This is a genomic window from Halobacillus sp. Cin3, from assembly GCF_947311855.1.
GTDB lineage: Bacteria > Bacillota > Bacilli > Bacillales > Halobacillaceae > Halobacillus > Halobacillus kuroshimensis.
Genome location: NZ_CAMZMV010000001.1, coordinates 135,802 through 162,515, shown reverse-complemented (window position 1 = coordinate 162,515; position 26,714 = coordinate 135,802). Strand labels below are relative to the sequence as shown.

Genomic DNA, 26,714 nt, shown 5'->3' with positions numbered 1-26,714 from the left:
TCCATCCCGGAAATTGTACTGAATGACGGACTGCGCCTTCCTGTGACAGGATTCAGATCATCCGGAGTGATGCAGGGTCAGTAACCAGTCGTTTATCAGGAATTTTAATGGAGAAACAAGGAAAAGCTTGGAGGAAAACGTCATGTTTTCCTCCAAGCTCTTTTCATTAATGCATCTTCACTTTAGACAAATACTCATCCAGGCAGGTGAACTGGGATGTCATCCCTTCAATGACCTGCATCTCCAAAAGCTTCTGGAGTTCGGCTTCAGATTCAAACTCGCTTTCAATGACCAGCCTTGTTTCTTTCCCTTCCGGAATAAACCGAAGATCAATGTCAATCATCGGAAGCTGTTCATTCACCATGCCTTCCGCGTCTGAAAACATATCCTTATACTGTATCCTTTTCATCGGTTCAATAGACTGGAAGATTCCAAGCCCCCATGACTGCATCCCATAAAACTCTCCCATGTCTTCATCCACACACGTCATTCCATAATGCCAGACTCCGTTCGGCATAAACTCGAACGTCTTCACTTTCGTCTCCCAGCCTTCCGGACCCCACCATTTTTCCAAACGATCCGGTTCCGAATAGGCTTGAAAAACAAGTTCCACAGGCGCCTGAAAGACACGTTCCAAGACAAGCTTATTCCCTTTGACAGTAGAGTTCATGGTCAGCCTCCATTCATAATGGTCTACACTCATTATCTTCCCGTTCTCCTGCTGGAATTCCTGCTTGACGTTTATTCTGTTTCCACTTTACATTCAAAATGTTTCTCCATGAATCCGGACTTTTCCATTTTGGGCAGGCCGCCCATGTCATAGCAGTCATTCGTCTTCTCCATCACTTCTGCATGACTTTGGTATATCAATAGAAAAGCCGTCGCTGCCAAAATAATAATGGCCGCTGAACTGATAAAAAATATTTTCTTCATTGTTTCTCTCCCTTCTTTCTTATAAGCAAACATTCCAAGCCTTTACCTATCTCTTCGTTTTCAGAATTGTTATACTACATATAAATCTGTTGGAAAGGATGGTTACGCATGAACAAACCAATGATAGGATTTATCGGTACAGGAGTCATGGGAAAAAGCATGGCCCGCAATTTGATGCAGGCCGGGTATCCCCTTTCTCTTTTTACCCGGACAAAAGAAAAAGCGGTCGAACTTATTGAGGACGGTGCCCGCTGGTGTGAGGACATCCCTTCCCTAGCAGCAGCATCCGACATCATCATTACGATTGTCGGCTATCCCAAGGATGTGGAAGAAGTATATTTCGGCGAAAACGGCCTTTTACATAATGCCGGACCAGCTTCCACTGTCATCGATATGACAACTTCCTCTCCTGACTTAGCGAAGACGATCGCTAACAAAGCCAAGGAAAAGGATATTCACGCCTTTGACGCTCCTGTGTCCGGAGGTGATGTCGGTGCGCGTAACGGAAAGCTGACCATCATGGTCGGCGGAGAGGCGGATGCATTTGAATCAATCAAGCCTGTCTTCGAAGCCATGGGGGAAAACATCGTCCTTCAAGGAGAAGCCGGTGCCGGACAGCATACGAAAATGTCCAATCAAATTGCCATCGCTTCAGGCATGATGGGTGTGACAGAAGCAATCCTTTACGCAGAGAAAGCCGGCCTCAACCCGAAAACCGTTCTGAAAAGCATCGAATTCGGTGCTGCCGGCAGCTGGTCCCTTTCCAACCTCGGTCCGCGGATGATCGACGGTAACTTCGACCCCGGCTTTTACGTCAAACACTTCATTAAGGATATGCAGATTGCCATCGAGTCCGCAGAAAAACTGGACATTCCCATTCCGGGTCTGAAGCTCGCAAAGCAGCTGTATGATCAGCTGGCAGAGGCCGGTGGTGAAAATAACGGAACACAGGCGTTATACAAATACTATGAGCTTATAAAAGCAGAAGCATAACGGGAAGGCTCCATGCCGATGGTCTGGAGCCTTTTTTATGTACCTTTCACATTTACTTTCTGGATTCGAACAAATAATTATAGATGGATAAAAACAAAACGGTTAATACAGACAACCCTATGATATCGATCCAATCCACGATCCTTCCACCTCCTTAGTTAATAGCAGGAGACCCCGTTCTCTTCCCATACGAATCTTCATTGTTAAACGTTCCCTTTTTATATGTATGATATCTACCGCCTCAGCCACTCAAGGCTCTTTTTCACCTCAAAAACATCCAATAATTGGTACTATCTGTATTGTATCACGAAAGAGACTGTTCATGCAGGATGGCCATGCACGTTGTTTCACGAAAAAAAAGCCCGTCTGCAGGACGGGCTTTTCTTACGCTTTTTCAGTGACAGGTAGAGCAAAAACTTTCAGGCATCCAACGATTCCAAGCAGCAGGAAAATGAGCTCATACGGTGAATAAGCCAGAATCCAGCCGAAGACCGCCGGACCGATAACCGCTCCGACATTCAAAATGACAATACAGATACTGAAGCCTTGAGCAGGGATATTCGGGAAAACTTTCGCACTCCATATCGGCAGGTAGGCTGCATACAGCATAAAGGAAGCCCCGAACAGAGCACCTGAAATGCATACCAGAATCCAGCCCTGAAACAAATACAGAACGGCAATACTCAACGAATAAATAAGGATGGTCACGATAAAGCTCATCCGCATGCCCAGTCTGCTGATTATGTCACCCGCACACAAACCGGCAAGACCAGCCATTCCTGTAATCAAAAAGAAGACGGCATTGGCATTTGTGATCGAGAAGTTTTCCTGGACGAAATCTGCCGCATACGTCCAGTACGTTGCTTCTGTTACGCCAAATAGAAACGAAGCGATATAAAAGGGATTGGCTTCTTTTGTAAAAAGAGGACGCAGATCCGCCATCTTAATCGGGGACCCGATAGTTTCTGCATTTTTTTCGGGAACAGAACGCCAGGCCCATATAAGAATAAAATAACCGAACACGGCACCCCCGCCCCAGATGATCCGCCAGTCCCCGTTCAGAAGTAAATATAAAAGAGATATAAAGATCAAGCCAACAGAAGAACCTGTACTGATGATGGCAAGCGTCCGCTCCTGCACCCTTTCCTCTACGTGCTGGGTCACACTTTTTGAAAAAGACGACCAGGTCAACCCGGGACTGAAGCCTGCCAACAGACAGGCGGCGGCAAAAATGAGCCAGCTGTCCGTAAGCGCTGCGATTAAAAGACCCGTTGAAGCAGCAAAGATACCTCCCAAAATCATCGGCCGGGCTCCGAATTTAGATACAAGAAGAATCACCATAAGCGCGCCCGCCATAAACGTAATAAACGTCATACTGGAAATCACTCCGAGCAGGGACGCCGAAAGATCAAATGTGGCACTGAATTCAGTGAACAACAATCCGTATCCGTACCTGAACCAACCGAAAATAATGGATAAAGCCAATAAACCAATCATTGATATTGTCGGTATTTCCACTCGTTTAGTCATAGAACCATCCTTTGCATTCCTTTTAGTTTTCTGGAATAGCATTACCCGGGTTCTATTGAAATCAAACGATTAATCAAAGAAGGCCTTGTAGAATATATCCCCATTTACCCCAAGCAAATAGATATATAAATATAACAGTCCGGCAAATCTGATTTCAATTCACTTCCAAAAAAATCCTGCTCAATTAGAGCAGGATTTTCTCATAGAAAAAAGCGCGTTTTTTTAGTGTCTCCAAAGGAGTTGTCCTCAACCTTTAGTCACGAATATGTTCTTCCCCACGCAAGCGGAAGTTACGCAGCCTGTAGTGTTCTTTTGAGTCTGCGAAGCTATGCTCAAATATGGTAAATCTGTTTCCCCGCAGGCGTCGGCACGAGGATTTTTCGGTGGTGACGCCTGCGGTTCGTGCCCGCGGCTAGCAGCCACCGATAATCGGAACGTACTTCTCAACACGACACGCGGGCAACTCTAATTAGATAACACGGACCTTTTTTACAGCCTGAGCCTGCTCAATTGGAGCAGGCAGAACATTGATCATCCATTCACTTTTGCGTGCCACTCTTCCCTGCGCCTTTTCTGCAGAAGTTCTTTGTAAAAAGACAGGCGCACGACTTCGAAAATAGCGATACTCACGAAAGCACCAAGTCCGATAAGCAACGCTCCAAGCATTGTTGCGACCATCATGAGTAGAAACAGCCCGAGCAGCGGCCATCTGGAGCCTTTCATCATTGAAAAGCTCTGCTTCAAACCTGCCATCACTCCTATATCCGGATCATGGTACAGAATATAGACAGCCTGAGAAATACTTAAAAACAGCCAGACGACGCCGGCAAATATAAGAAGCAGCACTCCATACAAAGCCAGTACCGTGAGACTTCCACCCGCTATGGAAACCAAGCCGCCGAGCGCTGCATAAATCGCCATCATCCCAATGATAGTTAGAAGCACATTGGATAAGAAAAAGACAATGGCCCCTTTATACAGCAGCTGCCAGTTTTGAAAAGGAAAAGCACATGCCTTAGCAAAACGACGCCGCATCGTATAGGCGGTATTTGTTATGTAATCAACCATAATAAAAAAGAGAAAGCTGTTCAGTACAGAAGCTAAGACTAAAGATAACAACGTCTCAGAGTTCAGCACTGCCAATGGGTCGAAATTGATGATGATCGTTCCCTGGACGGGCAGAGTGCCGGCAATCAATTTAATGATGTAACAGAGAAACACGACTCCGATTATTCTAAGCCAGTTCCCTTCAAGAACTCGAAAACCATTTTTAATGGAAGATTCAAGCAAACCTTCCACCTCCTTTCCTAATTCAAACTACATTATTTTATCAAAAAAGAAACACCCTTACGAACATAAGGGTGTTTAAGTCATCCATCTTTTCCTTGTGCTTCAAGAACTATCTGCTTCACCTTTGTACATATGAACTACTTGCTGAACCTCGGTTTACTGAAAAAGGCAGCCACCAGCATAAAAAACAAGGACGCCAGTACTCCCACCGCCTCTTTGTCAAACAAAATTGAAACTGGGATGGATAATGCAGCAAACATAAAAAACACCTGCATCAACATCCTTTCACCTCCCCGCAGTTGTTATGTAACCTTCACAAAAGATAAATATTTCTATATCCTGCGTTATTCAATGTCTTATTTCTGCTGTTACTTCTCTACAAGAGCGGATGTACACTGTGACCGGTAATCCGACCGAAAACGCTCCCTTTCAAGAATTAGACCGATGATATCTTATCCCCTTGCTCAAGGCTGTCCATCTATAAGAGACTGAATCCAGTAGCCACCCGCCATCAGAATGAAAAAACTGAAGAACATGATTATATTCGCTGCTATGAGCCAGTAATTTTTTGCAAGTAAAGCAAAGGCAGCCCCGATGGGAGCGATAATAAAAGTCAGCAGCCATAAAGGGCTGGCTGTCTGAAAAACGAGATTCGGCACCCACATGAGCAGACTGATGACCAGACTGGACGCAGCTGTCCTCCTGTATAACTTTTCTTTTTCCATTTTCCCTGCTCCTTCCGACTACAAAAAACTGATAACCATGAAAACGAATAGAGCGAGAAACACCAGCAGGGTCCCCAAAAGGATAAGTGGAGCCGTCCATTTTAAGAAACCTCTCTCTTTGTTCTTCCAAGCCAGAAAGCTCAGCGCGAGACTTGCCACTGCTGAAGCCAGCGCTCCGAAAAAGCAGGTTTGTATCATGATTTTTCCAAAGCCCTCAGGATCAGCCGGAGCGGCCCCATAGGACAAAACAATCAGCAGAACTGCGGATACACTCAACCCTGCCGACCATAAACTGTATGTACGTCTCAATAAAAAAACTCCTTCTCCTTATTCATCCCTCTTATAAACGTGGACGAAGAAAAATTCATGCGGCCGATCATCAATCGAGGCTTCAAGCTTCCATTTGCCACTTTTTGGAAGGGACAGCAAATAAAGAATTTATTCATGGCATCTCCTTCCCACTCTACAAAAGCACCCTTCTATCATTCCATATGATGGAAGCTGTTTCAATGTTTCTCCCTCTCTTTATGGAAGGGGTACACAGTTAAGACTTTCAAACGACAGATCAATTCCTTGAAAAAAGAGTAATCAGAAGCATCAACAGTCCATAAACAAACAATACAAGAACGAGATTCACAGCAATACTGAAGGTTTCATACAGATGCGGAAGAGCCGCTATCAATAAAATCATAAAAACAAAGCCGCCGATGTCTCTATTCTTTTCCTTCTTCGTTCGCACTTCTGTCCGGCGCCTCATACCTTCACCCTCCTTTTTCAAAACTGCGGGATGACCCTTTCCCTTCTCTATCTATCTTTCACAAACCAGGACGTCCAAACCTATCCTGATCAGACCGCAGATTTTCACGTAAGTACGTTGATATCAGCGGCTGTCAGGGCGCAAAATAGGAAGGATTCAGGAGAACAGTAGGCTTATAGATGAGCGCTGAATATATTCAGCCTAACCGCCACTATTACACAAAGCGAACGTTATAGTCCGGCCTGCTATTCGGAATCGGACTGGCAAAAGGGCGGGGAGCAAGCCAGCCGCTAAAGAACAGGGGTGGTTTCACTTCACCATCCGGAACTTCTCCTTATCCAAGGAAGCGTTCTCCTGTTCCTCATGAATTCCCTGCTCCTTCACCCTTTCCGCCGGCCGCTCCCCTTTCAATCCATAGGCGATCATATTGACAGCAAGAATGGTCAGGGCAAAAGCAGTCACAGGAGCAAGGACCATCCATGGAAACGGACGGAAGTATTGAAAGTTCTCGCTGATCATCCCTCCCCATTCGTTTGACATGGAAAAAGATCTTGTCACAGCTTCCCCCGTTTTCACATCATACTCCATCACTCTTGTGTCCGATCCTCCTATAAAAATACTTAAAAGTCCGAGATGGGCAAAAATAATCAGCGACTGCCCGATCTGCTGAACAAACATAACGGCAAGCTTCGGTTTTAAGTACGGAGATAGATGCTTCCTGAAAATACGGAATTTCCCCGCACCCATGATTCTGGCGCTTTCAATATACTCATGACGGTAGGCGAGGTCGATTTCCTTCTGCACATAAAGAGAAAGCACCGGTACCCCCACTACGATAATCACCAAGCACGGAAAGACAATCTTCGTTGTCAGGTCATAACTCCAGCTGAAGGTTAGGACGACCGGTGTAATGAGCACATACGTAAAGATGGTTGCCGGAGCATAATGAAGGGCATTGGATAGTCCTTTAAACCATTGTTTGATGGAAGGTGGCAGGCGAAACAGAAGATATCCTCCTGCTACTGAGAAACAAACCCTGCCCATCGCAATGATGGCAGAAAGACCGATCGTATACTTCGCTCCTTCGATGATTTTAATAAAATAGCTCTTCCCATCCGCATCACTGCCCAGCGGATAGGAAAACGATGGAGGAAATGGCGCAACAGCTTTCAAATCTCCATTTTCGTCCAGCCACAATTTTTTCGGATCGGCCTGTCCCTGTTCAATCAAAAGCGTGTAACTGAAACTGGCTGCCAATAAGATAAGAAGATAAACAGAACCGATCACCACCATCCACCGGCGGGCATTAGTCATGGCTGCCTCCCCCCTTCAAAAATCTGGACTCCAGGCCCCATTGGATGACAATGAATACCAAGAAGAAAGGGATAAATACCAGAAATAAGCTGAAGGTCAGAATTTCCGGATTCAGCACACTGTGCTCGTATAAAAATGTCATGAATCCATCGATATCAAAGATAATTTCAAGCATCAGAAGATTGGCTAAAGCGAAAGTGAATATATTTTTAAAATGATTGAACAACGTCAGCCAGGCATTTCGAAACATATGTATGATCAGGATCCTCCACCTGCTCAACCCTTTACTTCTGGCCAGCGTTACATAGGGCTGTTCCTCCTCCAACTCAAAAGTCACCAACAGATATTTGGTTATATAAATACCGGGAAGAATCGACAACACGAGAATCGGCAGCAGGACAGGATCACCATCAAAGGTACTGGTGATATCAAACAGCAGAATATTTGTCTTCTTATAGACCCACACGATCAACCATTGTAAAACAAGGATGATGAAGATATCCGGGAGAGATTCCAGGACGAACACAACCATTTTCGGAAACGACCGTCGTTTACTGGATTGAACCATAATCACAACCGCAAATCCAACGGCAGCCACCAGACCGAGAGCAAGTCCTGATACTAGATAAAACATCGACTTTATGAACAAGTCGAACAGCTCTGGAAAAAGTGGAAAGTAGCGGCCTTGATGGTAATATACAGCCGAACCACCGTCCAGCAGAAGCTGGGCCGTACTCCATATGTGTCCGACGTATTCCTGAAAGTTCAAGACAATCGTATCATGTAGAAAAAGTGTATTATCCAACTCGTTCCGTTCAATCATGAGTAGCACATCCATCTGGGATCGGATGTTAAAAAATAAATACGGCATTGAACCAATAAGCAGTATACCTATGGAAGTCAAAGTGAACTCGAAAAACGACTTTCTGAAAAATGACCATGCCATTACAGTTCCTCTTCTCTGATCAGGTAGTGGTGTTCATAAGAAGCTCCCCCACATCCTGTGAGGGAGCTTCTCCTATTCCTGCTATCCCCTGTTCCGTCCTGCGGGTGACAGTTGTGAAAAATCATAGTCAAAGCAGATGCGGTACAGCTCTTCCATTTCATAAAGCGTCGGTACTCTAGGATTGCTGGCTGGACTTCCACTGTCCCATGCATCCGCAGACATTTTATTGATAACGCTTTCAAAATCCTGTTTATCAATACCCCATTCTTTTAAATTGGGGATGTGCAGCTCCCGGCACAACTCTTTAACGGAAGACACCGCGTGATCTGCCGCTTGTTCATTGGAAGATAGACCGCCTGAAGAAAAAATCCTCCCTATGTCGGCCAGTCGATCCACCCCCTCATTCCTGCTGAATTCCAGCACAGCGGGCAGCAGCATCGCATTTGAGTACCCATGGGGAACATGAAATAGCGCACCAATCGGTCTCGACATGCCGTGAACCAGGCAGACAGAGGCATTGGAAAACGCAATCCCCGCCTGCATCGCAGCCAAGGACATCGCTTCTCTCGCATCGATGTTATCCCCATCATGATAAGCCGTTTTCAAATGCTGGACAATCAAATTCACAGCGGAAAGAGCCATAGAATCGGCCATTGGATGAGATTTTTTCGATACATAAGCTTCAATCGCATGGCTTAAGGCATCAATTCCTGTAGCTGCTGTGACATGCTTCGGTGAAGATAGAGTGAGCGCCGGATCAACAATCGCCACATCCGGCAAAAAGGCCGGCTGTTTGATCATCATTTTCACATCATCCGTGGTGTTCGTAATGACGGTTACATCCGTTGCTTCCGAACCGGTCCCCGCTGTTGTCGGTACCGCCAGATGAGGAGCCGGCTTTACATCCACTGGTTTCTTTCCGCCCCGGTAATCACCGATATCCCCTTCATTCGATGCAAGGACAGCAACGGCTTTAGCTGTATCTATACAGCTTCCGCCTCCCAGAGAGATCACAACATCACACTGCTTTGTTCGGAACAATTCGAGAGCTTCGGTTACATAAACGTCTGTCGGTTCAGATTCAACTCCTGAATAAACAACGCTCTCCATATTAGATTCAGTTAAGTACTTCCGGCCTTCGTTGACATATCCCAGCTTGTCCATGACAGGATCGCTGATCATCAACGCTCTCCTTCCCCTGAGAGACGCTTCTTTTCCAATCGTTTGAAAGGCTCCACGCCCATAGTGGATGATTTCAGGCATTTGAAAGACGGCATAGTGCTTCACGACAACCCCACCTTTAGATATTTTTAATCACAAAGACTTGGAATGGACGACCGCAGCCTGGTGGGAAAGATCTCTAGTGTACAGCTTTGAAGTTTTAAAGAGGTGTTATGTAGGTAGCAAACTCGTGGATGAAGGATGTCATTCTGCTGCCTGCGGTTATTTCGCTTTCTTAATACGGAGTTATTCGTTATCGATATTCCATATTTCACGCTGTCGGGGATGGTCTAAATCGATAAGAAGTGCCCCCTCTTCCGTCGTTTCCACAGGCTCATAAAGCCCCCGGCCTGTCTGCTTTTTCAGGATGACACTCCGGCGTTCTTCTACCGCATACAATCGTTCAATTTCCTCCAGTTTTTCCTTTTCGCTCATATCCTTTCGACCTTCCTTCAGGTATGACACCCCCCATATTTGTAATTATCTGTATTGTAACACAATTATTTTTACGTGAAGAATACAAAAGGACGCCCGCCGTAATGGCGGACGTCCTTTGGATTTGTTAATAATGAATCGGTGATCCCGGCCCTAAATCCACTCCTGTCATCATCCAGATGATCAGCATGATCGTCCAGGAAATCAGGAAGAAAACAGTGTATGGGAACATAACGGAAATCAGTGTTCCGATTCCCATTTTCTTATCGTACTTCTGAGCGAAGGCGATAATGATCGCAAAGTAGGTCATCAGTGGTGTAATAATGTTCGTCGTTGAATCGGCTACCCGGTACGCCATTTGTGTCAGCTCTGGAGAATAGCCGAGCTGCATCATGATCGGTACGAACACCGGGGCCATCATCGCCCACTTTGCGGATGCGCTGCCGATGAACAGATTGATGACAGCCGCAACGAGGATGAATCCTAGAATCAATGGGATGCCCGAAAGATTGGTGGATTCGAGCAGTTCAGCACCATAAACCCCAATCACAAGCCCCATATTGGTTTCTGAAAAGTAAGCGACAAACTGACCAGCCGTGAAAGCGAGCACAATGAACATCCCCATCGATGCCATCGTATCTGAAAGCTGTTCGGCCACATCCTTGTCATTTTTAATTTCCTTCGTGGCAATGCCGTAAAACAACCCTGGAATAAAGAACAGAATTGTAATGATTGGTACAAGGGAACTCATGAATGGCGACTGGATAATCGCACCATCTTCCCCTCTCAGCGGTGCGCCCGGAGGAAGAATCAACAATGCCGTTAATACAACAGCAATAGCTATCGAAATACCTGCCCATTTCAACCCTTTCTTTTCTACGGCCTCAAGCCCTTTTAACTCTTCGCGGAACTGTCCCTTGTATTCACCAAGACGCGGCTCAACAACTTTTTCAGTTACAAGCCCACCAACGAAGGTGAGGAGAAAGACCGATACAATGATAAAGTAATAGTTCATCGCAATGTTCATGCCATCTGCATAGGCAGGGTCAATAATCGCTGCCGCATCAATCGTCAGCTCTCCCAGCAGGGGATCGGTCGCTGATAAAAACAAGTTGGCACTGAATCCGGCGGAAACACCGGCAAAAGCCGCAGCCAGACCTGCAAGCGGGTGGCGTCCGAGAGCGGCAAAAATCACGGCTCCCAACGGCGGAAGCACTACATAACCGGCATCAGAGGCTACACTGGACATGACACCAGCGAATACGAGACCATATGTAATCAACGCTCGAGGAACAGATAATACGAAACCGCGAAGGCACGCGCTGATCAGCCCTGTCCGTTCTGCGAGCCCGATTCCGATCATCGTCACAAGGACAACCCCAAGCGGCGCGAATCCGATAAAGTTGTCTGTCATACTGGAAAAAATGTACTCGATGCCATCGGCACTGAGCAGGTTTTTGACTTCAACCATTTCCCCTTCTTCACCAGGATGCTCCACACTGACTCCGAAGCTCGAGACTACAGCCGATATAAGAACAACCAACAGAGCCAGGACAGCAAACAATGTGATTGGATGCGGGAGTTTATTCCCCACGCGTTCAATGACATCCAATCCTTTTTGAAACAATCCTTTACGTTTGTTTTCCAACATAAATTTCTCCTCTCTTGTTGCAAAATAAAAAACGTCCGAGAAATATTTCTGCCGTTTTTATTTATTCCTGCCGTTTTCAGTATATAAGTAATGTATTTAAAAATGAAGACGCTTCCAACAATAGTAAATATTAGCCCTATTCTGAAAATATAAAATAAATGGAGTTGACCAGACGTACAACGTTCAGCATGAATCCCCTGTATGCATTCTCAAACGAATAAAGCCCGCCCCTAAAACCTCTACGCTTGCTTTTCAAGTATGAACACATTAAAATGACCTGTATGAAATCACCTTATCAACCACCTATTGAAACCATTCCTTTTACCAAAGTCCTTCACGCATTAAGTGAACCGAATAGAATAAAAATCATTCGTTGTTTAGATGAAAGCATCGAAAATAACTGCACAGCCTATTCCCTGAAATTGATGCTGCCGAAATCAACGGTCTCCCACCATATAAAAGTGTTGAGAGAAGCCGGACTGATTAAAGCAAGAATTGAAGGAAAGGAGCATATCTATTCTCTACGAAGAGATGAAGTTGACGAAAAATTCCCAGGGTTATTAAAGGCTGTTACGGTAGTCAAAGAAGAAGATATTTGAGATCAAAGAGCCTGTGCGGCTCTTTTTTTTATGGTTATAAACACATCCGTGGGTCACTTATTCCGTAAGATATAAATCGTTGCAAAACCTAACAAAAGGTGCTACTATACATAACAGTTCGATGGTTTTCGAACTATATAACCATTAGGAGGAATCATCATGGAAAACATACTCATCATTAACGGACACGAATACTGGTCCTTTTCACCAGGGCGTTTAAATAAAACTTTGTTCGATGAAATCATCAACAGCCTGGAAGGTTCTTACAATATCAAAACAACGGTCGTTCAAGACGGCTACGACGTGAAAGAAGAGCAGGAGAAGTTCAAATGGGCAGATACCATCATTTTCCAAACACCAATCAATTGGTTCAGCCTTCCAGGTGCTTTCAAAACTTATATTGATGCCGTTTATGAACCCGGCGTGTTCTTCGGCGGTGGTGGCGAATACGGTCACGGTGGATTAATAGAAGGAAAATATATGTTCTCCACAACATGGAATGCACCGGAATACGCATTCAACGATTCGGAAAAATTCTTTAAGGGACAGGACATTGAAGGAGCTCTCGATCACCTGCACAATATGAACAAATATGTAGGTCTTGAACCGTTGAAGAGCTTCGGTGCGCATGATGTTATGAAGAATCCGGATATCGAAAAATATGTGTCGGAACTCCGTCATCACTTAAAAGAAGTCTTTAACGTTTAACCCTCAGCCTGAACAAACCATTTATTAAAAAAAGCCGGGATTTTTTTCTGTGTTGTTGACTTATCCCATAGCTGCTGTTATAGTAGTAATTAATTATTCTTGTTCGTTTAGGAATGAAAGCAGAAGGAACTTTTGAGTGACTTTCGTCTGGAATGAATATGCAGAGCAATTATAGTAATACAATGTGGATCAGATCCACGCAGGAGGTAACAATTTATGTTACAAGGTAATGTGAAATGGTTTAACGAAAGCAAAGGTTTCGGTTTTATTGAAGTAGAAGGACAAGACGATGTATTCGTACACTTCTCTGCTATTCAAGGCGAAGGTTTCAAAACTCTAGAAGAAAACCAAACAGTAACGTTTGAAATCGTTGAAGGCGACCGCGGACCACAAGCGGCTAACGTTCAAAAGTAATCGTTACTCGTTGAAAAAGACTTCCCTTTTGGGAAGTCTTTTTTTGTATATTTCTTTAAATGCAGCTCCATATCCAGCATAGGCGAACCTCCGCACGCACCTTAAGAAACCCTATAACAGCCTCGTCATCGGACCACTTTCTTCAACTGAATCGACCCATTCTTCCTAGCAATTCTTTGAATTTCACATTCCCCTTCGGCAAGTTAAATAGGTATGGATGATGAAAGACTCTCCTGAATACCATCAATGCCTCCCTTAAAGCAGAAAGCTGGGAGTGGAGCAGCCTACAAATGGAAGAAGTATAACCATACGATCAGGCATTTCATCTGCGTCCATCCTCCCGCCCTCCTCTATGGAATCCAGTTCATGATGGAAAAACAATCAATAAAAACAGGTAAGGCCGCAGCCTTACCTGTTTTTATTTCTATCTATACTTACACTTCCTCAATGATTTCCGCCTGATCCAGTCTTGATTTTGGCAGATCCGCGTTAAAGTCTGTAGACGTACGGTAGCCGAGCGATACAACTACGCTGGACGTGAATCCTTTTTCACGGAGATTGAACTCCTCATCCAGTGCTTTCATATCCATGCCTTCCATTGGAACAGCATCGATACCAAGTTCAGCAACACCAAGCAGGAAGCTCCCCACATTCAAGTATGTTTGCTTTTCAGACCAGTGATAAAGGTCCTTCATGTCATATTTGTGGGTATCCACAAACATTTTTCTCACGTTATGGTTCATCTCTTTAAATTTCTGTTCAGCAAATCGGCCGTCCTGATCTTCTTTTTCACTGATATGATGCAGGAATTCATCGGTAATCTCGGTTCTCGTTGCGAAAACGACAACAGCTGAAGCGTCCAGTACTTTCGGTTCATTAAAGCTGAACATTCCTTCCGCACCTTTGGCGACACGCTTCTTCCCTTCTTCTGTCGTTGCGAGAATGAAATGCCATGGCTGGACGTTTGTAGAAGATGGGGCCAGTTGGAGCATCCCTTTAATTTTTTCAATTTCTTCAGCAGAGATATTTTTCGTCTGATCGAATTCCTTTGTTGAGTATCTTTGATTTAATGCTTGAATCGGTTCCATTCCAATCGTCTCCTTTTAAATATCAATGATAGGATTACTCTCTATATGGTTTGTTTAAAGCACCTGAAAATTCCATTCAGACCGGGATTTGTTACAGCTGATCTCTATCGTTCAGGATAAATCCGCCTGAAAAGGTAAAACGGCATCCGCCTATTGAGCTCGTTCAAAGTAGAGCTGTCGTCAATGTCCGCCTTTGGCTGCAGAGGGCCTCTGCTTTCTCTCTTTCCGAGTCCCATTCCATCACCAAGGCTTCACAGGCGTCCTGCTGTCCGTTCCCTCCGAACTTTCGATCGTCCCTATGATGGTTTCACCTGCACGCTTCCCTCCTTGAATCTGGTTTGTTTCGGTGATGCAGACCTAGCATAGCACAGCATTCAAGGCCACGTAAGTATGCACATTTTTGTGGCATGGTACCCTTTTTTATACCTTGGAAGTAAGTGAAAAGGATACATGGAGGCTGAACCATACCGACCATCACCATATAACTAAACCACGGGAGCGGAATCTTTATTCCTCCCTCTTTATACGCAGCTGTCATTTAATTACACCAATCATTTTTCCCGAATAATAAACAACTTCCATTTCTATGTGTTTTTTACGTTTATAGGAAATAGAGATGGGTATATTCTCTATGTAACAAACATAAATGAAAAGGGGTTTTTTGAGATGGCAGATCGTTATAAGACTGGAGAAAAAGCACCTGAAAACGGCACGTACGAATTCGACGGATTGGTAAACAGCGGGAACGATGCGGACGTAACGGTAGATGAAAAACATATTGAGTTGAGCAGTGGAGATACATTTCCGCCAACCCGCTCCAATAAGGACGCTGCTTATTGGAAGAAAGCCAAGTAACCCATAAGAAAACCCTCCAGCTTTGACTGGAGGGTTTTCTTATGTCTTTTATTACATGATCCTTTACAATATTAAAGGAATATGTCAAAACACATCGAGCTGTTCCTTTCTATCCATATTCGTGAGACAATATTATATAAATATAGTAAATAAACCTGCTGATATAGAAAGGCTGAGCAAAGATGTTCCTTATAGAACGCACACGGAATGGGAAAGTGGAAACATTAAAAGATTCAAGCAGCCATCTGACTAAAACATTCGCGACCCTCTTGGAAGCGGAAACGTTCTGCACTAAACTGAACCGGGTCATCGATTCAGATAAGCAGTGGAAGGTAAAGGAAAGCAGGTTTGCCTGAGAGAGCGGTTGAAAGACGGCTTTCTTTTTTATGGCTTTTTGGAAGGATATCAATTAAATAGTGGATATATCAATTTTTTGGGGCATATATCGATTTTTTTTGAGATATATCAATCAAAATCCAAATATATCAATGAAATCCCCAATATATCAGTCCATTCCCTTGACGCTTTTTCCTCCCCCCTTTTAAATGAAAGAGAAAGGAGGGAGCACGACTATGAAAACGATCAAGGTCCTAAAATGGATCACCGGCAGTATAGAGTTTATGACCATTGTCCCCGTTTACGGATCGTTTTTAATCTTCATTCCTTATTCGTTCACGGTAATGGCAGCCGTTCATTTGCTTGTCCTTCTACTCGCAAAAAAAAGCGGCCTTCCCATCGCAGGAAACCTTGTCGGGATAGCCGCTTCTCTTATGATTTTCTACACACCATGGGACTGGTTCTTTCATCTTATCGCAGCGATTCTGATTACAAGGGAAGCCTCGCTTATGAAGCGTTCTTCCTCCGATTAGTCAACGGTATTCTTCAATGCTTGATCCTGATGATGCCGTTCGATGGCGAGATCCAGCAGCTTCTCAATCAGCTTCGGATAAGAAATACCGCTCGCTTCCCACAGTTTTGGATACATACTGATTTTAGTAAAACCGGGCAGCGTGTTCACCTCATTGATGATCAGCTCACCATTCTCTTTCAGGAAGAAGTCCACCCGTGCAAGGCCCTGGCATTCCAGAGCTTCAAACGCCTGTACGGACTGAGTGCGGATGTTCTCCATAACCTTCTCATCCAAGTCAGCGGGGATTTGCAGAGACGCTCCGTTTTCATCAATATACTTCGTTTCATAGGAATAAAAATCACTGTTGGGCAGCACTTCTCCAGCGGTGGAAGCGGCGGGATGATCATTTCCGAGCACAGCACACTCGATTTCCCTGCCTTCCACGAACGCTTCAATCATTACCTTGTGGTCATACTGGAGCGCTTTGTCCAGGCCTTCTTTATACTCCGCTTCTGTCCTGATTTTGCTGACACCGACGGAGGACCCTTGATTCGCCGGTTTAATGAAGAAAGGAACACCAAGGTTGTTCTCTACTTCTTCAAAGGAAGGAGCACTTGATGCCGAACGTTTCACCGTCAACCAGTCAGCAACTTGAAACCCGGCTGATTGCAGCAGCTTTTTCGTAATGTCTTTATCCATGCACACCGCGGAGCTTAGTACATGGGGACCGACATAAGGAAGATTGGCCATCCGAATCATCCCCTGCACACTCCCATCCTCTCCTAAGGGGCCGTGGAGGATCGGAAAAATGACATCGAGCTGCTCCAATGCTTCTGATCCTGTGAGGGAAATCATTTGATCCTTTTCCCGGCCCGGGACCACTGCAACATTATTGTTGGATATATGGAGCTCAATCTTGTCCGGATGGTCTTCATTAATTAAGTAATTATCCGGGCTGCTTAAATGCCAGCCCCCCTGCTTATCAATACCGATCAACGTCACTTCATACCGTTCATGGTCCACCGCTTCCATGATGTTTTTCGCAGACTGAAGCGACACTTCATGCTCCGAGGATTTCCCGCCGAACAACAGTCCTACTTTTATTTTCCCCATGATTTTCGTCCTCCCTTTTCCTGACATTTCCTTCTTCTATATCATATCAAAAAAACAGGAGGGTTCATGCCTTTCTGAGATTCATTTATAAAGGTCCAGAATGCCCTGTGCTCTCGCTTTAATTTTTCCAATGAGTGCTTCAGGCTTCAACACCTTCACTTGTCCGCCGAATCCTGTGACAAAACCGGCCGCTTCTTCTTCTGTGTTGAACAACAATGGCTGCTCCACCCAGCCATCAGCCCCTTTACGGCCTTCTCCATCCGGCGTGACAAAACGCGGAGTAAAAAAGAGGCGGCGGTAGGCCTCCGGTGAAACGCGGAGTGTAACAGGATACTTTGGAAGATTGCGTGTGAACTGTTTTTTAGACGCTTCCCAATAGGAAGCCAGATGAAAGTCAGCAGGTCTTTCAAACGTTTCGTCTGTTTCTGTTACCGCTTGGACCCGCGCGTGTTTATAGTTCCGGTACTCTCCCTGATCATTCAGCGCAGCCACGTACCATTGGTTCGACTTGGCAATCAAACCGAGCGGGCAGATGGTTCCCTCTGTCACCGTCCCATCAGCTTTTTCGTAAATCAATTGAACCTTTTTCTCCTCCATGACCGCTTTTTTCAAAATATCCAGAGAAGGACCTGTTTCCTCCCCCCGTTTTTTCCATGTGCCCATATCTACATATATACGGGACCATACATTCCGCGCCGCCTCTCTGGAATGTTCAGGCAGTGATAAAAGCAGCTTCTGCATTCGGTCGTCCCCGCTATCATCCATGTGGAGATCCTGTATGATTTTATCTGCTGGTGGAAGAAATAAAGCCAGCATCTCCTGTTCCTTCAACCAGCTGAGCTTCTGTTTCCAATGATCGACGAGTCTCCATCCCCCTGCTCTTCCTTTCTCTGCATACACCGGAAGTCCGGCAGCACTCAGGGATTCCATATCACGGTGGATGGTCCGTTCTGATACTTCCAGCTCCTCAGCCATCCGGCGCGTTGTCATCGTCTGTCCATGCTGGAGAAGCAGAAGGATTTTTATCAAACGTTCTGCTTTCATAAAAAATTCCCTCCTCTTTTTTAAGTATGACACTCTTTGTCATAGATTAAAGGTAGGATACAGGTAACGCAAAGGAAAGGAAGATTATATGACCATGAACAATAAAATCGCTGTAGTAGCAGGAGCAACCCGGGGAGCAGGCAGAGCAATGGCTGTCAAACTCGGAGAAGCCGGAGCTGTCGTTTACGTCACCGGACGGACAACAAGAGAAGCACAATCCCCGATGGGGCGGAAGGAAACGATTGAAGAAAGTGCGGAACTTGTTACAAAAGCCGGCGGGACAGGCATCCCCGTCAAAGTCGACCACACGAAAGAAGAAGATGTTCAAAAACTTTTTCAAAAGATTGAAGAGGAACAAGACGGAAAACTCGACATCCTCGTCAATGATATCTGGGGCGGAGACCCGCTGACTGAATGGGGAAAAGATATCGCGGAACATGATATGAATAAAGGGCTGCAGCTCCTGAATCAGGCTGTGCAGGCTCACATCATTACGGCTCATCATGCTGTACCGCTTATGAAAAAGAACCGCTCCGGTTTGATTGTAGAAATAACGGATGGCACCGACTACAATTACCGCGGCAGTTTTTATTACAGCCTTGCCAAAGTCTCGAACATCCACATGGCCGCAGCGATGGCGGAGGATTTGAAAGCCTTTGGCATTACCACTGTTTCGTTGACACCGGGGTTCCTCCGTTCCGAAGCGATGCTGGAACACTTTGGTGTGACAGAGGAAAACTGGAGGGAGGGCGCCGAGGTCGATCCTCACTTCATCGCCTCTGAATCGCCGGCTTACATTGGAGAGGCGTTGAAAAACCTCGTACTCGATCCGGATGCCGCCCGGTTTAACGGACAGGCACTGAGTACGTGGGGACTTTCCGACGTTTATGGATTTAAGGATGCGGACGGAACTCAGCCGCACTGGGGCCGGCATTTTGAAAAGTATGTAAAGGAATAAAAAGAAGGCACGATCCCGGGCTGTCCGTGATCGTGCCTTCTTTCTTCCCCTCGATCGTGCATTTACAGGTTCTTCTCTTTAAATGTACGGTGCAGCTCCCGTGACTCGACCTCTTTAATGATGGACGAACCCGTTGTCTGTTCCTCGTCCATCCACTGCCATTGTTCATGCAGCTCCAGCTGTCCATCTTCGTTGATGTGCGGCACAGACCGGCACTTACCTCCTCTGATTTCATGATCGGTGTTGATATGGTTGTATCTGAATTCGAGCGTATCATCCTCATGGACAATTCCAATCAGCCGCCCTTTGATAATATCTCCACCTGCATAATCCGCATAAAGGATGCGGCCCTCCTGGTAATACGTAAACTGTGTTTTGGACGAAACTTCCCCACCTGGGCTGTTTTCGACGGATACAAACGTACGGTTATGATAGTTGACCAATGCATTCCCCTCCTTTTTCCATCACTGATACCTGCTCATTCCGCTTTCAAAAGCCGCCCTGTCCCCATAGTTCAGACCGTAGAGCGCCTCCTGCAAAGCAAACGTCTGTTTATAGAAATGGGCACGTTCAAACATCTGCGCCCCGCCTGGATACAGAGACAATGCCTCTTTAACAAAAGCTTCGCCGTAACCGGACAGAAGACCTGCAAAATCATAGGCAGGATCGCCGATGCCTGTTTCTCCGAAGTCTATCACACCTGTGACCTGCCTGCTCTTTTTATCCCAGAGCAGGTTGGACGGACCAAAATCTCCGTGAATGAGCGTTGTGGAAAACGTAAACCGTTCCTGCTCAAAAAAGGTTTCGAAAGTATCTTTCACCTCTATCGTGGAAGGGCCGCACATGAAAGGAAACAATCGATGCTGGATGTCTGCATATAACGTTTCAAGGTCAGCTTTTATCTGTTCCGCTGTCGTCTTCTCTACTGTCCTACGTTCGGTCGGTATGTTGTGAAGTCTACAGAGGAACGAGGACAACTGTCCTGCGATGTGTTTCTGCAAGGACTCCTCGAGTCTTTCCATATCCTCAGGCCACAATGGCTCTCCTTCGATCCACCGGACGCCCGCAAAAGCATTCTCCGGCTCCTGATCATCCAAAAACCTGTATACAGGTTCAGGAATAGAAAGAGGGAGTTTCCCTTGAATATGATCAAGGACACGCGTTTCCTGAATGAGCTTCTGAACCCCTTCCTTGTATTTCGGAAAGCGGAACACATACTTCACATTGATGAGGTAGACGTCATTGTTCTGACCAAGCTCATATCCTTCCATAGCATGCACAGACAGACCGGGACAGTGCCCTTGAATGATATCCGCTTTCTCTTTTTTCAGTAAGTTACGCAGCACTACAGGAATTTCCTCTAATCCGGTGATCACAGCATCGGCTTCTGCTGTTTTCCAAAGCGGGTTCTTCTTCCAAACGGTTTTCATACCTGCTTTTGCTGCTGCCTGGACATCTTTTTCCGGATGGTCGCCAACAAATACGCAGGCTTCCACCGGCACTCCCAGACGCCGGGCCGATCTTTTAAAAATGGCTGAATCCGGCTTTTTTACGCCTTCAGATTCGGAGATAAGAATTTCCTGCATATAAGAATGGATGCCGAGCGCCTCCATGTTGTCCATTTGGAAGGGGTCGTGTCCATTTGTTATGATTCCGAGCTTCCACCCATTGCTTTGCAGACCCTCTGCCATTTCAATGAGAAAAGGAAAGGGTACACAAGAATCTTGAAAATGTTTCAAATAGTCGTCCAGCAATTCTCCCCACGCTGCACCTTTGATATCAAACTCCTCAATCAGCTGCTGATAGACAACATCTTTCCAAACGTATCCGTGGTCATCCAGTTCGATAAACCGCTGCACGTATGTTTCTTTAGGAATGATGCTGAGCGCCTCCTGCCATCTCTCATACTGCCTGGTAATAAACATCCGTACAGAAGCGTCCCGGTCAAGCAGCGTGCCATCCAGATCAAACAGGACCGCCTGCATCAGGATAGCTCCCGCTGGGCCACATATTCCCTGAATTCCTGACGTATTTCTACAAATGCCTCATTGATTTCCTTTTCATCGATGTTCGTCATCCTTCTATCTTTCATCACCCAGTCCCCCTTGACCATGACGTGCGCCACATCCTCGTCCCTCGTTTGGAATAACAGGTTGTGGAGAGCATCGGAAAATCGTTCGTTCTCAAAGAAAGTGCCTGTATATTCATTTTTTCTGATGAACACAAGATCCGCCTCAAAGCCTTCTGCGATCCGGCCCAGCTTGTCCCGCATTCCATACGCGGCCGCGCCGTTCTCTGTTGCCATCTTCCACACGTCTACGGCGGAAAAGCGGTCGACCGGCTGGTGGATTTTCAATCCGTAATACACCATCTTCATAAGGTCCCACATATTCGTGTGGACGAAATCGGTGCCGAGAGAGACGTTCACCCCTTTTTCAATCATAAGAGGAACATCCGCCACCCCTGCTCCGGTGTCGAGGTTGGATAACGGACAGTGCACAACGGAGCTTTCATGATCTGCAATCCTTTCGATATCTTTTTCAGACAGATAGACACCGTGAAAAAGGACAGTCTCCTCATCCAACAGGCCGCGCTCCTGATAGAGCTCGACGCTGGACCGGCCGAACGCCTCGTAAACAAGGTCGTGGCGCCACTTGTTTTCCATGCAGTGGGTCATCCGGACCGCCTTGTACGCTTCTTTCTCATTTTGCAGCTTTAGCAGTTCCTCTTCGGTCACGTCTTCCTCTTCCAGCAAGTGCGTTCCGAACATCACTCGTCCGTTGATTTTGTTATGATACTCCCCGATTTCTTCATATGTATCTACGATTCCCCGGATTCCCAGTTCGTTCACCGCTTCACTCAGCTGCCACGGAGATGGGCCGGGATCCGAGTCGCTCACGAAGGTTATCCCGCTTTTCACCATTTCGATGTAACTCTTCTGCGCCACCTTATAGAAAAGCTCTTGGGACATATAATGATCGAGATAATCAAAAAACAGCTGCTGGATGCGGCCCTGGTCAGAATCACCAGCCCAGTCCTGAATAGCCATCTCTTTCATCAACCCGGCTGCTAAAGGGGAATAGCTGTGAAAGTGGGCATTCACTAATCCAGGCACAATGATGTACTCCTCACAATCCATCACTTCTTCCTCCTGAGCGTCAGGTTGAAAGGTGATTTTCCCGTTCACTATGCGAAACCCGCCTCTTTCCAAACATCCTTCCGCATTCAAAAAAACGGCATTTTCAAGCTTCATCCTCTTTCCCGCCTTTCCTAATTTAATGGATGAATAGGGCAAAAGTGATCAACACCGACCCGAGGGCGAGTGTTTTGATAAACTGCCTGGATATTTTGATGTATCGGTATTCAAACCAAACCTCAATGCCTGTCATGATGACAAGAAAGCTGACCCAGAATACCCTTAGATAAAAGGTAGACTCCAGAGAAAGGACAGGCGAGAGAAGACTTACAAAGACAACGGCGGCCACACCTCTCACCCATTGGTAAGCTTTTTTTCCTGATGTTTCTTGCACGTACCGGGTCTTCTTTATCCCCAACAGCTTTTTCAACAAAAAATCCAGGGTAAAGAGGAGCACAATCCCGCCCCCGATGAGTATCCATAGATTCACAGCATTCACTCCCTCCAGTATGTTCCTTCCCTGCGCCGCTCCTGCTCTTTAATCACTACTTTTAAAAGAGATTTCACTTCCTCTATATCCCTTTCCTGCTTTCTCATCTTTTTATCCATGTAACTCACGGTAAAGACGACATATAAAAACAAACCTACACCTACAAGAACGAAAAATCCACCCATCATCATCACCTAATCCACCGTCTGATTCGCTTTGATAACAAGGTCGCCGACGCCCATGGCCATGAAGCCATTCAACAGACCAAACCACGGAAGGACAGATCCTCCCCTGCCCGTAAAAAGCATCACAACCGCAGCGACCGCACTAAAAAACACAAAAAACAATCCTAAAACAAATACAATCCGACCGACAATCACAATTGATGTCCCTCCTTCTTTCTTTTCATCATCAGGTTATCTATCTTTTTATGTATGTCGTCCATTTCGAACGGGAGCCAGCGTACTTTTTTAAGATCACCCTCCCCTTTTTTCTACGAATAAAAGAATCAATATCGCCAGCGGACCAAGCAGGAGCGATAACAAAAACCAATACAATCCTGTCCGATTTCTCCCCTGAGCGAGGCCGGCGTTGATCAAGGCGAGCGTTCCCCACCCGACCGCGTAGGAGTTGTCCATGTTCCCTATCTCCTTATAAGAAGCATCTACATTTTCCAGCCTGTTTCCATCGTAACATGGATCAGCCATGGCCCGGGGCCTCATTTTCATACGCTTGTTAAGCGGCAATCTAAAAAACCGTCTCTGTCTGTGAACAGACAGAAACGGTTCTTATTTACGAAATCTGTGTTTTCATCCGCATGATTTCATAGTTTTCGACCACTTTCTTCATATACTGATACAGGTCTTCCTGAAGCTCCTCACGTTCAAGAGCAAGATCAATCGTGGTCTGGACAAACCCAAGTTTCTCCCCTACATCATAGCGACGCCCCTCCATCTCCCAGGCATGGACAGAATGGATGTCGTTCAGACGGTCAATCGCGTCCGTCAGTTGGATTTCCCCACCAGCTCCGATTTCGTGCCGGTCCAGGAAGGCGAATATTTCAGGGGTCAGGACGTAGCGGCCGATGATCGCCATATTGGACGGGGCCGTTCCCGGTTTTGGTTTTTCAACAAAGCCTTCCACATCGTACCACCGTCCCTGCTGGGCAGCCGGCTGGATGACCCCGTATTTATGGGTCTCTTCCATCGGTACAGCTTTCACACCGATGACCGGGAACTGTGTTTCTTCATAAATATCCATCAGCTGGCGGATGCCCGGTCTCGAACTCCTCATAATATCGTCACCGAGAAGCACAGCGAACGGCTCGTCACCGATGAAGTGGCGGGCACACCAGACTGCATGACCGAGTCCCTTCTGCTCTTTCTGCCGAATGTAATGGATATCAGCGAGATTGGTCGTGTAACGGACTTGGTCCAGCAGTTTCTGCTTGCCTTTATCCAGCAGCGTTTTTTCCAATTCGAAAGCCGTGTCAAAATGATCCTCGATCGACCGCTTCCCTTTTCCTGTCACAATGATGATTTCTTCGATACCCGCTTGGATGGCTTCTTCTACAATGTACTGGATGGTCGGTTTGTCAACAATGGGCAACATTTCCTTCGGCTGCGCTTTCGTTGCTGGAAGAAACCTCGTCCCAAAACCCGCTGCTGGAATAATCGCTTTTTTTACTTTCATCCTAACGTCCTCCTTTAATTCAAGTGATTATGCTGTGTGTCTTCCACGAAGCGTCCAGATTTGGTACGCCATTAACAATGAGGTATAGATGGTAAGTACGGTTAACATCACCCAGCCTGTGTCGAGATAAGGGTACACCGCTTCCTGAACAGGGGTGCTTGTCAGGAAGTCACGGTAATGGAAGGCCAGATAGACGAGTACTCCAACAGCGGCTGCGATTCCGACCAGACCTTCCGCCAGTTTACTCCTCGTTGTTCCACGCTCAGCACTGTATTGGATGGCCCATCCATCTTTTTTATGGGCGGAAAGCTTGCCGAGCCAGACGTGGGAAAAGGTCACAAAATTTACCCACATATACATCTCAGGACTGATCAATAACCCGGCGAGAATGACGTCAATGGGTCGGTGCATCGGTGTTTTCAAGGCAAGAATCGTATTCAGGACAGAAGCAAGGATGATCGGTGTCAGCCAGATCCACGACCAGAAGAATTGATCGGTTGCCACCGATACGGTCAGAAGGCTGATGAACAACAGGCGGATCATCAAATCGATGAATGTTTTAATTTGGGAACGCCAGATTTTCGAACGGTGTTTCGATTTCACGCCGATGTCGCTGTTGGTCAGAAGTTCCACCGTCCCTCCCTGCCATTTGTTCCGCTGCTGACGGAAGGTGTGGTAGGAACGCATCGAATCTACAAAACAGCGGGCTTTGGGGCTGATGAGTGTTTTCCACTTTTTCTGGATCTGCCAGGTTAACAGCATATCCTCTACATCACTTTCATCCTGCCACGGACCATCGAGTTTGTTTTCCTCAATAATGTCCCGGAGAGCTTCCGGGCGGAACAACGTTGCCTGCCCACCGAGAACATAGGTGCTTCCCCCCCGGTACTGAAGATCAAGCAGCCAGCTTGCCATGTCCTGCTTCTGCTGATGGGTCCACCAGCGCGTCATCGGACCGCCATATTGACCGCTTGCAATCATTTCTTCATAATGAACATCATCTTTAGAAATCAGGCTTTTCTTTTTCGGCATGCGCATCGTATACTTCGCCATCACCCCGCCGATGTTTCTGGCGCTCATCAGGCCTTCCCAGAGCTGCGTCAGAGCATCCGGGGCGAGGCGGCTGTCGGCATCCATCCCGAGGATCGCCTTGACCGAGGTTTTGTAAAATTCCTCATAAACACTCGGTTTCTTATCGTAGAGGTCCAGAGGATCACCGTAGATGCTCTTCCAGGCAGAGTTTAACGCGCCTACTTTGCGCTGCTTGTTATTGATGGTCGTCAACACTTTCAAATTAAGATTGAATTCTTCTCCTGCAGCGAGAGCAACTTCTTCTGTCCGGTCTGTGCAGTTGTCGGCGATGACAATAACATCAAGCTCCACGTCTTTTGGGAGCGTCTGATCACCGAGGCCGGCAAGGCAGTCCCGGATGGACTTTTCTTCATTGTGGGCGGGAATGAATGCTGTAATTCTCGGTTTCATGTACGTATGTTTGACGCCATGGATATTCAGCGTCGGCCGGTCATCCTGAACAGACGGGATGGGTACCACATTTTCCATTCGATTACCTCCATTGGTTCGTTCCGCAGTCCTGTATGACAGGCTCAGCAGAACAACTCGTTCTTTTTGTTCGTTTTAACGAATGATTGTGTTCATTATAAAATGCTTTTTTCAAATAGAAAAGTCTTATTTTGCCGCGTTTTCCTTTATAACGAACAAAAAATCAATGGATACATCGTTTTTTCTACCATTTTTAACTATTTTCATAGATTTAAAACAAATGTCTTAGGTCTTTATATTCATAACAAAAACCCCGGAGAAGTCTCCGGGGTTCGTTCAAAATCAAATACATGAGGGTGCTGCCACGTATCATTCCATGAATCTGCAAAAAAAGCCGAGGCCTGTATCGTTGATTATGGATATCCTGATTCAGGTAAGAAAACTTCTTCAAAGAGACTTTTGTGATATGTAA

Annotated in this window: 33 protein-coding genes; 8 read left to right on the top strand and 25 right to left on the bottom strand. The window is 46.0% G+C overall.

The window, feature by feature from the left end:
* Positions 1-166 precede the first annotated feature (166 nt).
* Positions 167-703, bottom strand: a complete 537-nt coding sequence (locus QMA39_RS00885; protein ID WP_051254570.1) for an SRPBCC domain-containing protein — start codon at positions 701-703, stop codon at positions 167-169.
* A 38-nt stretch (positions 704-741) separates the two neighbouring features.
* Positions 742-933 carry a hypothetical protein gene (locus QMA39_RS00880; protein WP_206932008.1) on the bottom strand — a complete coding sequence of 64 codons (192 nt, stop codon included), beginning with the start codon at positions 931-933 and terminating at the stop codon, positions 742-744.
* Between the two features lie 108 nt (positions 934-1,041).
* Here QMA39_RS00880 and QMA39_RS00875 point away from each other — a divergent pair, with 108 nt between their 5' ends.
* Positions 1,042-1,926 (top strand): NAD(P)-dependent oxidoreductase, encoded by an 885-nt coding sequence (locus QMA39_RS00875; protein WP_281657733.1) that lies wholly within the window; start codon positions 1,042-1,044, stop codon positions 1,924-1,926.
* A gap of 384 nt (positions 1,927-2,310) precedes the next feature.
* Here QMA39_RS00875 and QMA39_RS00870 read toward each other — a convergent pair whose 3' ends face one another.
* From QMA39_RS00870 to QMA39_RS00820, 11 genes are all read right to left on the bottom strand, one after another.
* The gene (locus QMA39_RS00870; RefSeq protein WP_281657732.1) at positions 2,311-3,456 is read right to left on the bottom strand and encodes an MFS transporter; all 1,146 of its coding nucleotides are present in this window, start codon (positions 3,454-3,456) and stop codon (positions 2,311-2,313) included.
* Positions 3,457-3,987: 531 nt separating this feature from the next.
* Entirely contained in the window at positions 3,988-4,746 is a 759-nt protein-coding gene (locus QMA39_RS00865; RefSeq protein WP_281657731.1) for a DUF975 family protein, read from the bottom strand.
* 137 nt (positions 4,747-4,883) lie between these two features.
* Positions 4,884-5,027: a hypothetical protein gene (locus QMA39_RS00860; protein WP_169516179.1), complete on the bottom strand. Its 144-nt coding sequence runs from the start codon at positions 5,025-5,027 to the stop codon at positions 4,884-4,886.
* A 183-nt stretch (positions 5,028-5,210) separates the two neighbouring features.
* Entirely contained in the window at positions 5,211-5,471 is a 261-nt protein-coding gene (locus tag QMA39_RS00855; RefSeq protein WP_281657730.1) for a hypothetical protein, read from the bottom strand.
* A gap of 18 nt (positions 5,472-5,489) precedes the next feature.
* On the bottom strand, positions 5,490-5,780 hold the full coding sequence (locus tag QMA39_RS00850; RefSeq protein WP_281657729.1) for a hypothetical protein: 291 nt from the start codon (positions 5,778-5,780) through the stop codon (positions 5,490-5,492).
* Between the two features lie 256 nt (positions 5,781-6,036).
* Complete coding sequence (locus QMA39_RS00845; protein ID WP_281657728.1) at positions 6,037-6,228, bottom strand: hypothetical protein; 192 nt, start codon at positions 6,226-6,228, stop codon at positions 6,037-6,039.
* A gap of 309 nt (positions 6,229-6,537) precedes the next feature.
* The gene (locus tag QMA39_RS00840) at positions 6,538-7,542 is read right to left on the bottom strand and encodes an ABC transporter permease subunit (RefSeq protein ID WP_281657727.1); all 1,005 of its coding nucleotides are present in this window, start codon (positions 7,540-7,542) and stop codon (positions 6,538-6,540) included.
* Complete coding sequence (locus tag QMA39_RS00835) at positions 7,535-8,488, bottom strand: ABC transporter permease subunit (RefSeq protein WP_281657726.1); 954 nt, start codon at positions 8,486-8,488, stop codon at positions 7,535-7,537. The genes QMA39_RS00840 and QMA39_RS00835 overlap by 8 nt, the downstream gene beginning before the upstream one ends.
* A gap of 81 nt (positions 8,489-8,569) precedes the next feature.
* Positions 8,570-9,775: an iron-containing alcohol dehydrogenase gene (locus tag QMA39_RS00830; RefSeq protein WP_281657725.1), complete on the bottom strand. Its 1,206-nt coding sequence runs from the start codon at positions 9,773-9,775 to the stop codon at positions 8,570-8,572.
* Between the two features lie 180 nt (positions 9,776-9,955).
* Positions 9,956-10,144, bottom strand: coding sequence for a hypothetical protein (locus QMA39_RS00825; RefSeq protein WP_281657724.1), 189 nt, complete (start codon positions 10,142-10,144; stop codon positions 9,956-9,958).
* 127 nt (positions 10,145-10,271) lie between these two features.
* Positions 10,272-11,792: an AbgT family transporter gene (locus QMA39_RS00820; RefSeq protein ID WP_281658362.1), complete on the bottom strand. Its 1,521-nt coding sequence runs from the start codon at positions 11,790-11,792 to the stop codon at positions 10,272-10,274.
* 284 nt (positions 11,793-12,076) lie between these two features.
* On the opposite strand from QMA39_RS00820, the gene QMA39_RS00815 reads away from it, so the two are divergent.
* The 3 genes from QMA39_RS00815 (at position 12,077) to QMA39_RS00805 (ending at position 13,516) form a co-directional block, all read left to right on the top strand.
* Positions 12,077-12,394: a metalloregulator ArsR/SmtB family transcription factor gene (locus QMA39_RS00815; protein WP_281657723.1), complete on the top strand. Its 318-nt coding sequence runs from the start codon at positions 12,077-12,079 to the stop codon at positions 12,392-12,394.
* Between the two features lie 159 nt (positions 12,395-12,553).
* Positions 12,554-13,102 carry an NAD(P)H-dependent oxidoreductase gene (locus QMA39_RS00810; RefSeq protein WP_281657722.1) on the top strand — a complete coding sequence of 183 codons (549 nt, stop codon included), beginning with the start codon at positions 12,554-12,556 and terminating at the stop codon, positions 13,100-13,102.
* 216 nt (positions 13,103-13,318) lie between these two features.
* Positions 13,319-13,516 (top strand): cold-shock protein, encoded by a 198-nt coding sequence (locus tag QMA39_RS00805; RefSeq protein WP_027953723.1) that lies wholly within the window; start codon positions 13,319-13,321, stop codon positions 13,514-13,516.
* A 434-nt stretch (positions 13,517-13,950) separates the two neighbouring features.
* Here QMA39_RS00805 and nfsB read toward each other — a convergent pair whose 3' ends face one another.
* A complete protein-coding gene (gene nfsB / locus QMA39_RS00800; protein ID WP_281657721.1) occupies positions 13,951-14,604 on the bottom strand; it encodes an oxygen-insensitive NAD(P)H nitroreductase in 654 nt (217 codons plus the stop codon).
* 666 nt (positions 14,605-15,270) lie between these two features.
* Here nfsB and QMA39_RS00795 point away from each other — a divergent pair.
* The 3 genes from QMA39_RS00795 (at position 15,271) to QMA39_RS00785 (ending at position 16,328) form a co-directional block, all read left to right on the top strand.
* Positions 15,271-15,459: a YjzC family protein gene (locus QMA39_RS00795; protein ID WP_281657720.1), complete on the top strand. Its 189-nt coding sequence runs from the start codon at positions 15,271-15,273 to the stop codon at positions 15,457-15,459.
* A 182-nt stretch (positions 15,460-15,641) separates the two neighbouring features.
* Positions 15,642-15,815, top strand: a complete 174-nt coding sequence (locus QMA39_RS00790; RefSeq protein ID WP_281657719.1) for a hypothetical protein — start codon at positions 15,642-15,644, stop codon at positions 15,813-15,815.
* Positions 15,816-16,031: 216 nt separating this feature from the next.
* Positions 16,032-16,328 carry a hypothetical protein gene (locus QMA39_RS00785; RefSeq protein ID WP_206931987.1) on the top strand — a complete coding sequence of 99 codons (297 nt, stop codon included), beginning with the start codon at positions 16,032-16,034 and terminating at the stop codon, positions 16,326-16,328.
* Here QMA39_RS00785 and ddlA read toward each other — a convergent pair.
* Both ddlA and QMA39_RS00775 read right to left on the bottom strand, forming a co-directional pair.
* Positions 16,325-17,422 (bottom strand): D-alanine--D-alanine ligase, encoded by a 1,098-nt coding sequence (ddlA, locus tag QMA39_RS00780; protein WP_281657718.1) that lies wholly within the window; start codon positions 17,420-17,422, stop codon positions 16,325-16,327. The genes QMA39_RS00785 and ddlA overlap by 4 nt on opposite strands.
* A gap of 81 nt (positions 17,423-17,503) precedes the next feature.
* A complete protein-coding gene (locus tag QMA39_RS00775; protein ID WP_281657717.1) occupies positions 17,504-18,466 on the bottom strand; it encodes a YafY family protein in 963 nt (320 codons plus the stop codon).
* 88 nt (positions 18,467-18,554) lie between these two features.
* Here QMA39_RS00775 and QMA39_RS00770 point away from each other — a divergent pair, with 88 nt between their 5' ends.
* Positions 18,555-19,424: an SDR family oxidoreductase gene (locus tag QMA39_RS00770; RefSeq protein ID WP_281657716.1), complete on the top strand. Its 870-nt coding sequence runs from the start codon at positions 18,555-18,557 to the stop codon at positions 19,422-19,424.
* A gap of 62 nt (positions 19,425-19,486) precedes the next feature.
* Here QMA39_RS00770 and QMA39_RS00765 read toward each other — a convergent pair whose 3' ends face one another.
* From QMA39_RS00765 to QMA39_RS00720, 9 genes are all read right to left on the bottom strand, one after another.
* Positions 19,487-19,867, bottom strand: coding sequence for a hypothetical protein (locus tag QMA39_RS00765; RefSeq protein ID WP_051254567.1), 381 nt, complete (start codon positions 19,865-19,867; stop codon positions 19,487-19,489).
* A gap of 21 nt (positions 19,868-19,888) precedes the next feature.
* Positions 19,889-21,409, bottom strand: coding sequence for an HAD-IA family hydrolase (locus QMA39_RS19690; protein WP_348646583.1), 1,521 nt, complete (start codon positions 21,407-21,409; stop codon positions 19,889-19,891).
* Positions 21,409-22,677 carry an amidohydrolase family protein gene (locus QMA39_RS00750; RefSeq protein ID WP_281657715.1) on the bottom strand — a complete coding sequence of 423 codons (1,269 nt, stop codon included), beginning with the start codon at positions 22,675-22,677 and terminating at the stop codon, positions 21,409-21,411. The genes QMA39_RS19690 and QMA39_RS00750 overlap by 1 nt, the downstream gene beginning before the upstream one ends.
* A gap of 22 nt (positions 22,678-22,699) precedes the next feature.
* On the bottom strand, positions 22,700-23,050 hold the full coding sequence (locus tag QMA39_RS00745; protein ID WP_281657714.1) for a DUF4181 domain-containing protein: 351 nt from the start codon (positions 23,048-23,050) through the stop codon (positions 22,700-22,702).
* Positions 23,051-23,055: 5 nt separating this feature from the next.
* Positions 23,056-23,241, bottom strand: a complete 186-nt coding sequence (locus QMA39_RS00740; RefSeq protein ID WP_281657713.1) for a hypothetical protein — start codon at positions 23,239-23,241, stop codon at positions 23,056-23,058.
* A gap of 3 nt (positions 23,242-23,244) precedes the next feature.
* Positions 23,245-23,430, bottom strand: a complete 186-nt coding sequence (locus QMA39_RS00735; RefSeq protein ID WP_281657712.1) for a hypothetical protein — start codon at positions 23,428-23,430, stop codon at positions 23,245-23,247.
* Between the two features lie 96 nt (positions 23,431-23,526).
* Positions 23,527-23,688, bottom strand: a complete 162-nt coding sequence (locus QMA39_RS00730; protein WP_281657711.1) for a hypothetical protein — start codon at positions 23,686-23,688, stop codon at positions 23,527-23,529.
* A gap of 154 nt (positions 23,689-23,842) precedes the next feature.
* On the bottom strand, positions 23,843-24,742 hold the full coding sequence (galU, locus tag QMA39_RS00725) for a UTP--glucose-1-phosphate uridylyltransferase GalU (RefSeq protein ID WP_281657710.1): 900 nt from the start codon (positions 24,740-24,742) through the stop codon (positions 23,843-23,845).
* 27 nt (positions 24,743-24,769) lie between these two features.
* Positions 24,770-26,302, bottom strand: coding sequence for a glycosyltransferase family 2 protein (locus QMA39_RS00720; RefSeq protein ID WP_281657709.1), 1,533 nt, complete (start codon positions 26,300-26,302; stop codon positions 24,770-24,772).
* Positions 26,303-26,714 lie beyond the last annotated feature (412 nt).

What these genes read in the sequence shown, in the direction of transcription:
- QMA39_RS00885 (WP_051254570.1), bottom strand. Translation starts at nt 703, where the DNA reads ATGAGTGTAGACCATTATGAATGGAGGCTGACCATGAACTCTACTGTC.
- QMA39_RS00880 (WP_206932008.1), bottom strand. Translation starts at nt 933, where the DNA reads ATGAAGAAAATATTTTTTATCAGTTCAGCGGCCATTATTATTTTGGCA.
- QMA39_RS00875 (WP_281657733.1), top strand. Translation starts at nt 1,042, where the DNA reads ATGAACAAACCAATGATAGGATTTATCGGTACAGGAGTCATGGGAAAA.
- QMA39_RS00870 (WP_281657732.1), bottom strand. Translation starts at nt 3,456, where the DNA reads ATGACTAAACGAGTGGAAATACCGACAATATCAATGATTGGTTTATTG.
- QMA39_RS00860 (WP_169516179.1), bottom strand. Translation starts at nt 5,027, where the DNA reads ATGTTGATGCAGGTGTTTTTTATGTTTGCTGCATTATCCATCCCAGTT.
- QMA39_RS00855 (WP_281657730.1), bottom strand. Translation starts at nt 5,471, where the DNA reads ATGGAAAAAGAAAAGTTATACAGGAGGACAGCTGCGTCCAGTCTGGTC.
- QMA39_RS00845 (WP_281657728.1), bottom strand. Translation starts at nt 6,228, where the DNA reads ATGAGGCGCCGGACAGAAGTGCGAACGAAGAAGGAAAAGAATAGAGAC.
- QMA39_RS00840 (WP_281657727.1), bottom strand. Translation starts at nt 7,542, where the DNA reads ATGACTAATGCCCGCCGGTGGATGGTGGTGATCGGTTCTGTTTATCTT.
- QMA39_RS00835 (WP_281657726.1), bottom strand. Translation starts at nt 8,488, where the DNA reads ATGGCATGGTCATTTTTCAGAAAGTCGTTTTTCGAGTTCACTTTGACT.
- QMA39_RS00825 (WP_281657724.1), bottom strand. Translation starts at nt 10,144, where the DNA reads ATGAGCGAAAAGGAAAAACTGGAGGAAATTGAACGATTGTATGCGGTA.
- QMA39_RS00815 (WP_281657723.1), top strand. Translation starts at nt 12,077, where the DNA reads ATGAAATCACCTTATCAACCACCTATTGAAACCATTCCTTTTACCAAA.
- QMA39_RS00810 (WP_281657722.1), top strand. Translation starts at nt 12,554, where the DNA reads ATGGAAAACATACTCATCATTAACGGACACGAATACTGGTCCTTTTCA.
- QMA39_RS00805 (WP_027953723.1), top strand. Translation starts at nt 13,319, where the DNA reads ATGTTACAAGGTAATGTGAAATGGTTTAACGAAAGCAAAGGTTTCGGT.
- nfsB (WP_281657721.1), bottom strand. Translation starts at nt 14,604, where the DNA reads ATGGAACCGATTCAAGCATTAAATCAAAGATACTCAACAAAGGAATTC.
- QMA39_RS00795 (WP_281657720.1), top strand. Translation starts at nt 15,271, where the DNA reads ATGGCAGATCGTTATAAGACTGGAGAAAAAGCACCTGAAAACGGCACG.
- QMA39_RS00790 (WP_281657719.1), top strand. Translation starts at nt 15,642, where the DNA reads ATGTTCCTTATAGAACGCACACGGAATGGGAAAGTGGAAACATTAAAA.
- QMA39_RS00785 (WP_206931987.1), top strand. Translation starts at nt 16,032, where the DNA reads ATGAAAACGATCAAGGTCCTAAAATGGATCACCGGCAGTATAGAGTTT.
- ddlA (WP_281657718.1), bottom strand. Translation starts at nt 17,422, where the DNA reads ATGGGGAAAATAAAAGTAGGACTGTTGTTCGGCGGGAAATCCTCGGAG.
- QMA39_RS00775 (WP_281657717.1), bottom strand. Translation starts at nt 18,466, where the DNA reads ATGAAAGCAGAACGTTTGATAAAAATCCTTCTGCTTCTCCAGCATGGA.
- QMA39_RS00770 (WP_281657716.1), top strand. Translation starts at nt 18,555, where the DNA reads ATGACCATGAACAATAAAATCGCTGTAGTAGCAGGAGCAACCCGGGGA.
- QMA39_RS19690 (WP_348646583.1), bottom strand. Translation starts at nt 21,409, where the DNA reads ATGCAGGCGGTCCTGTTTGATCTGGATGGCACGCTGCTTGACCGGGAC.
- QMA39_RS00750 (WP_281657715.1), bottom strand. Translation starts at nt 22,677, where the DNA reads ATGAAGCTTGAAAATGCCGTTTTTTTGAATGCGGAAGGATGTTTGGAA.
- QMA39_RS00740 (WP_281657713.1), bottom strand. Translation starts at nt 23,241, where the DNA reads ATGATGATGGGTGGATTTTTCGTTCTTGTAGGTGTAGGTTTGTTTTTA.
- QMA39_RS00730 (WP_281657711.1), bottom strand. Translation starts at nt 23,688, where the DNA reads ATGGACAACTCCTACGCGGTCGGGTGGGGAACGCTCGCCTTGATCAAC.
- galU (WP_281657710.1), bottom strand. Translation starts at nt 24,742, where the DNA reads ATGAAAGTAAAAAAAGCGATTATTCCAGCAGCGGGTTTTGGGACGAGG.
- QMA39_RS00720 (WP_281657709.1), bottom strand. Translation starts at nt 26,302, where the DNA reads ATGGAAAATGTGGTACCCATCCCGTCTGTTCAGGATGACCGGCCGACG.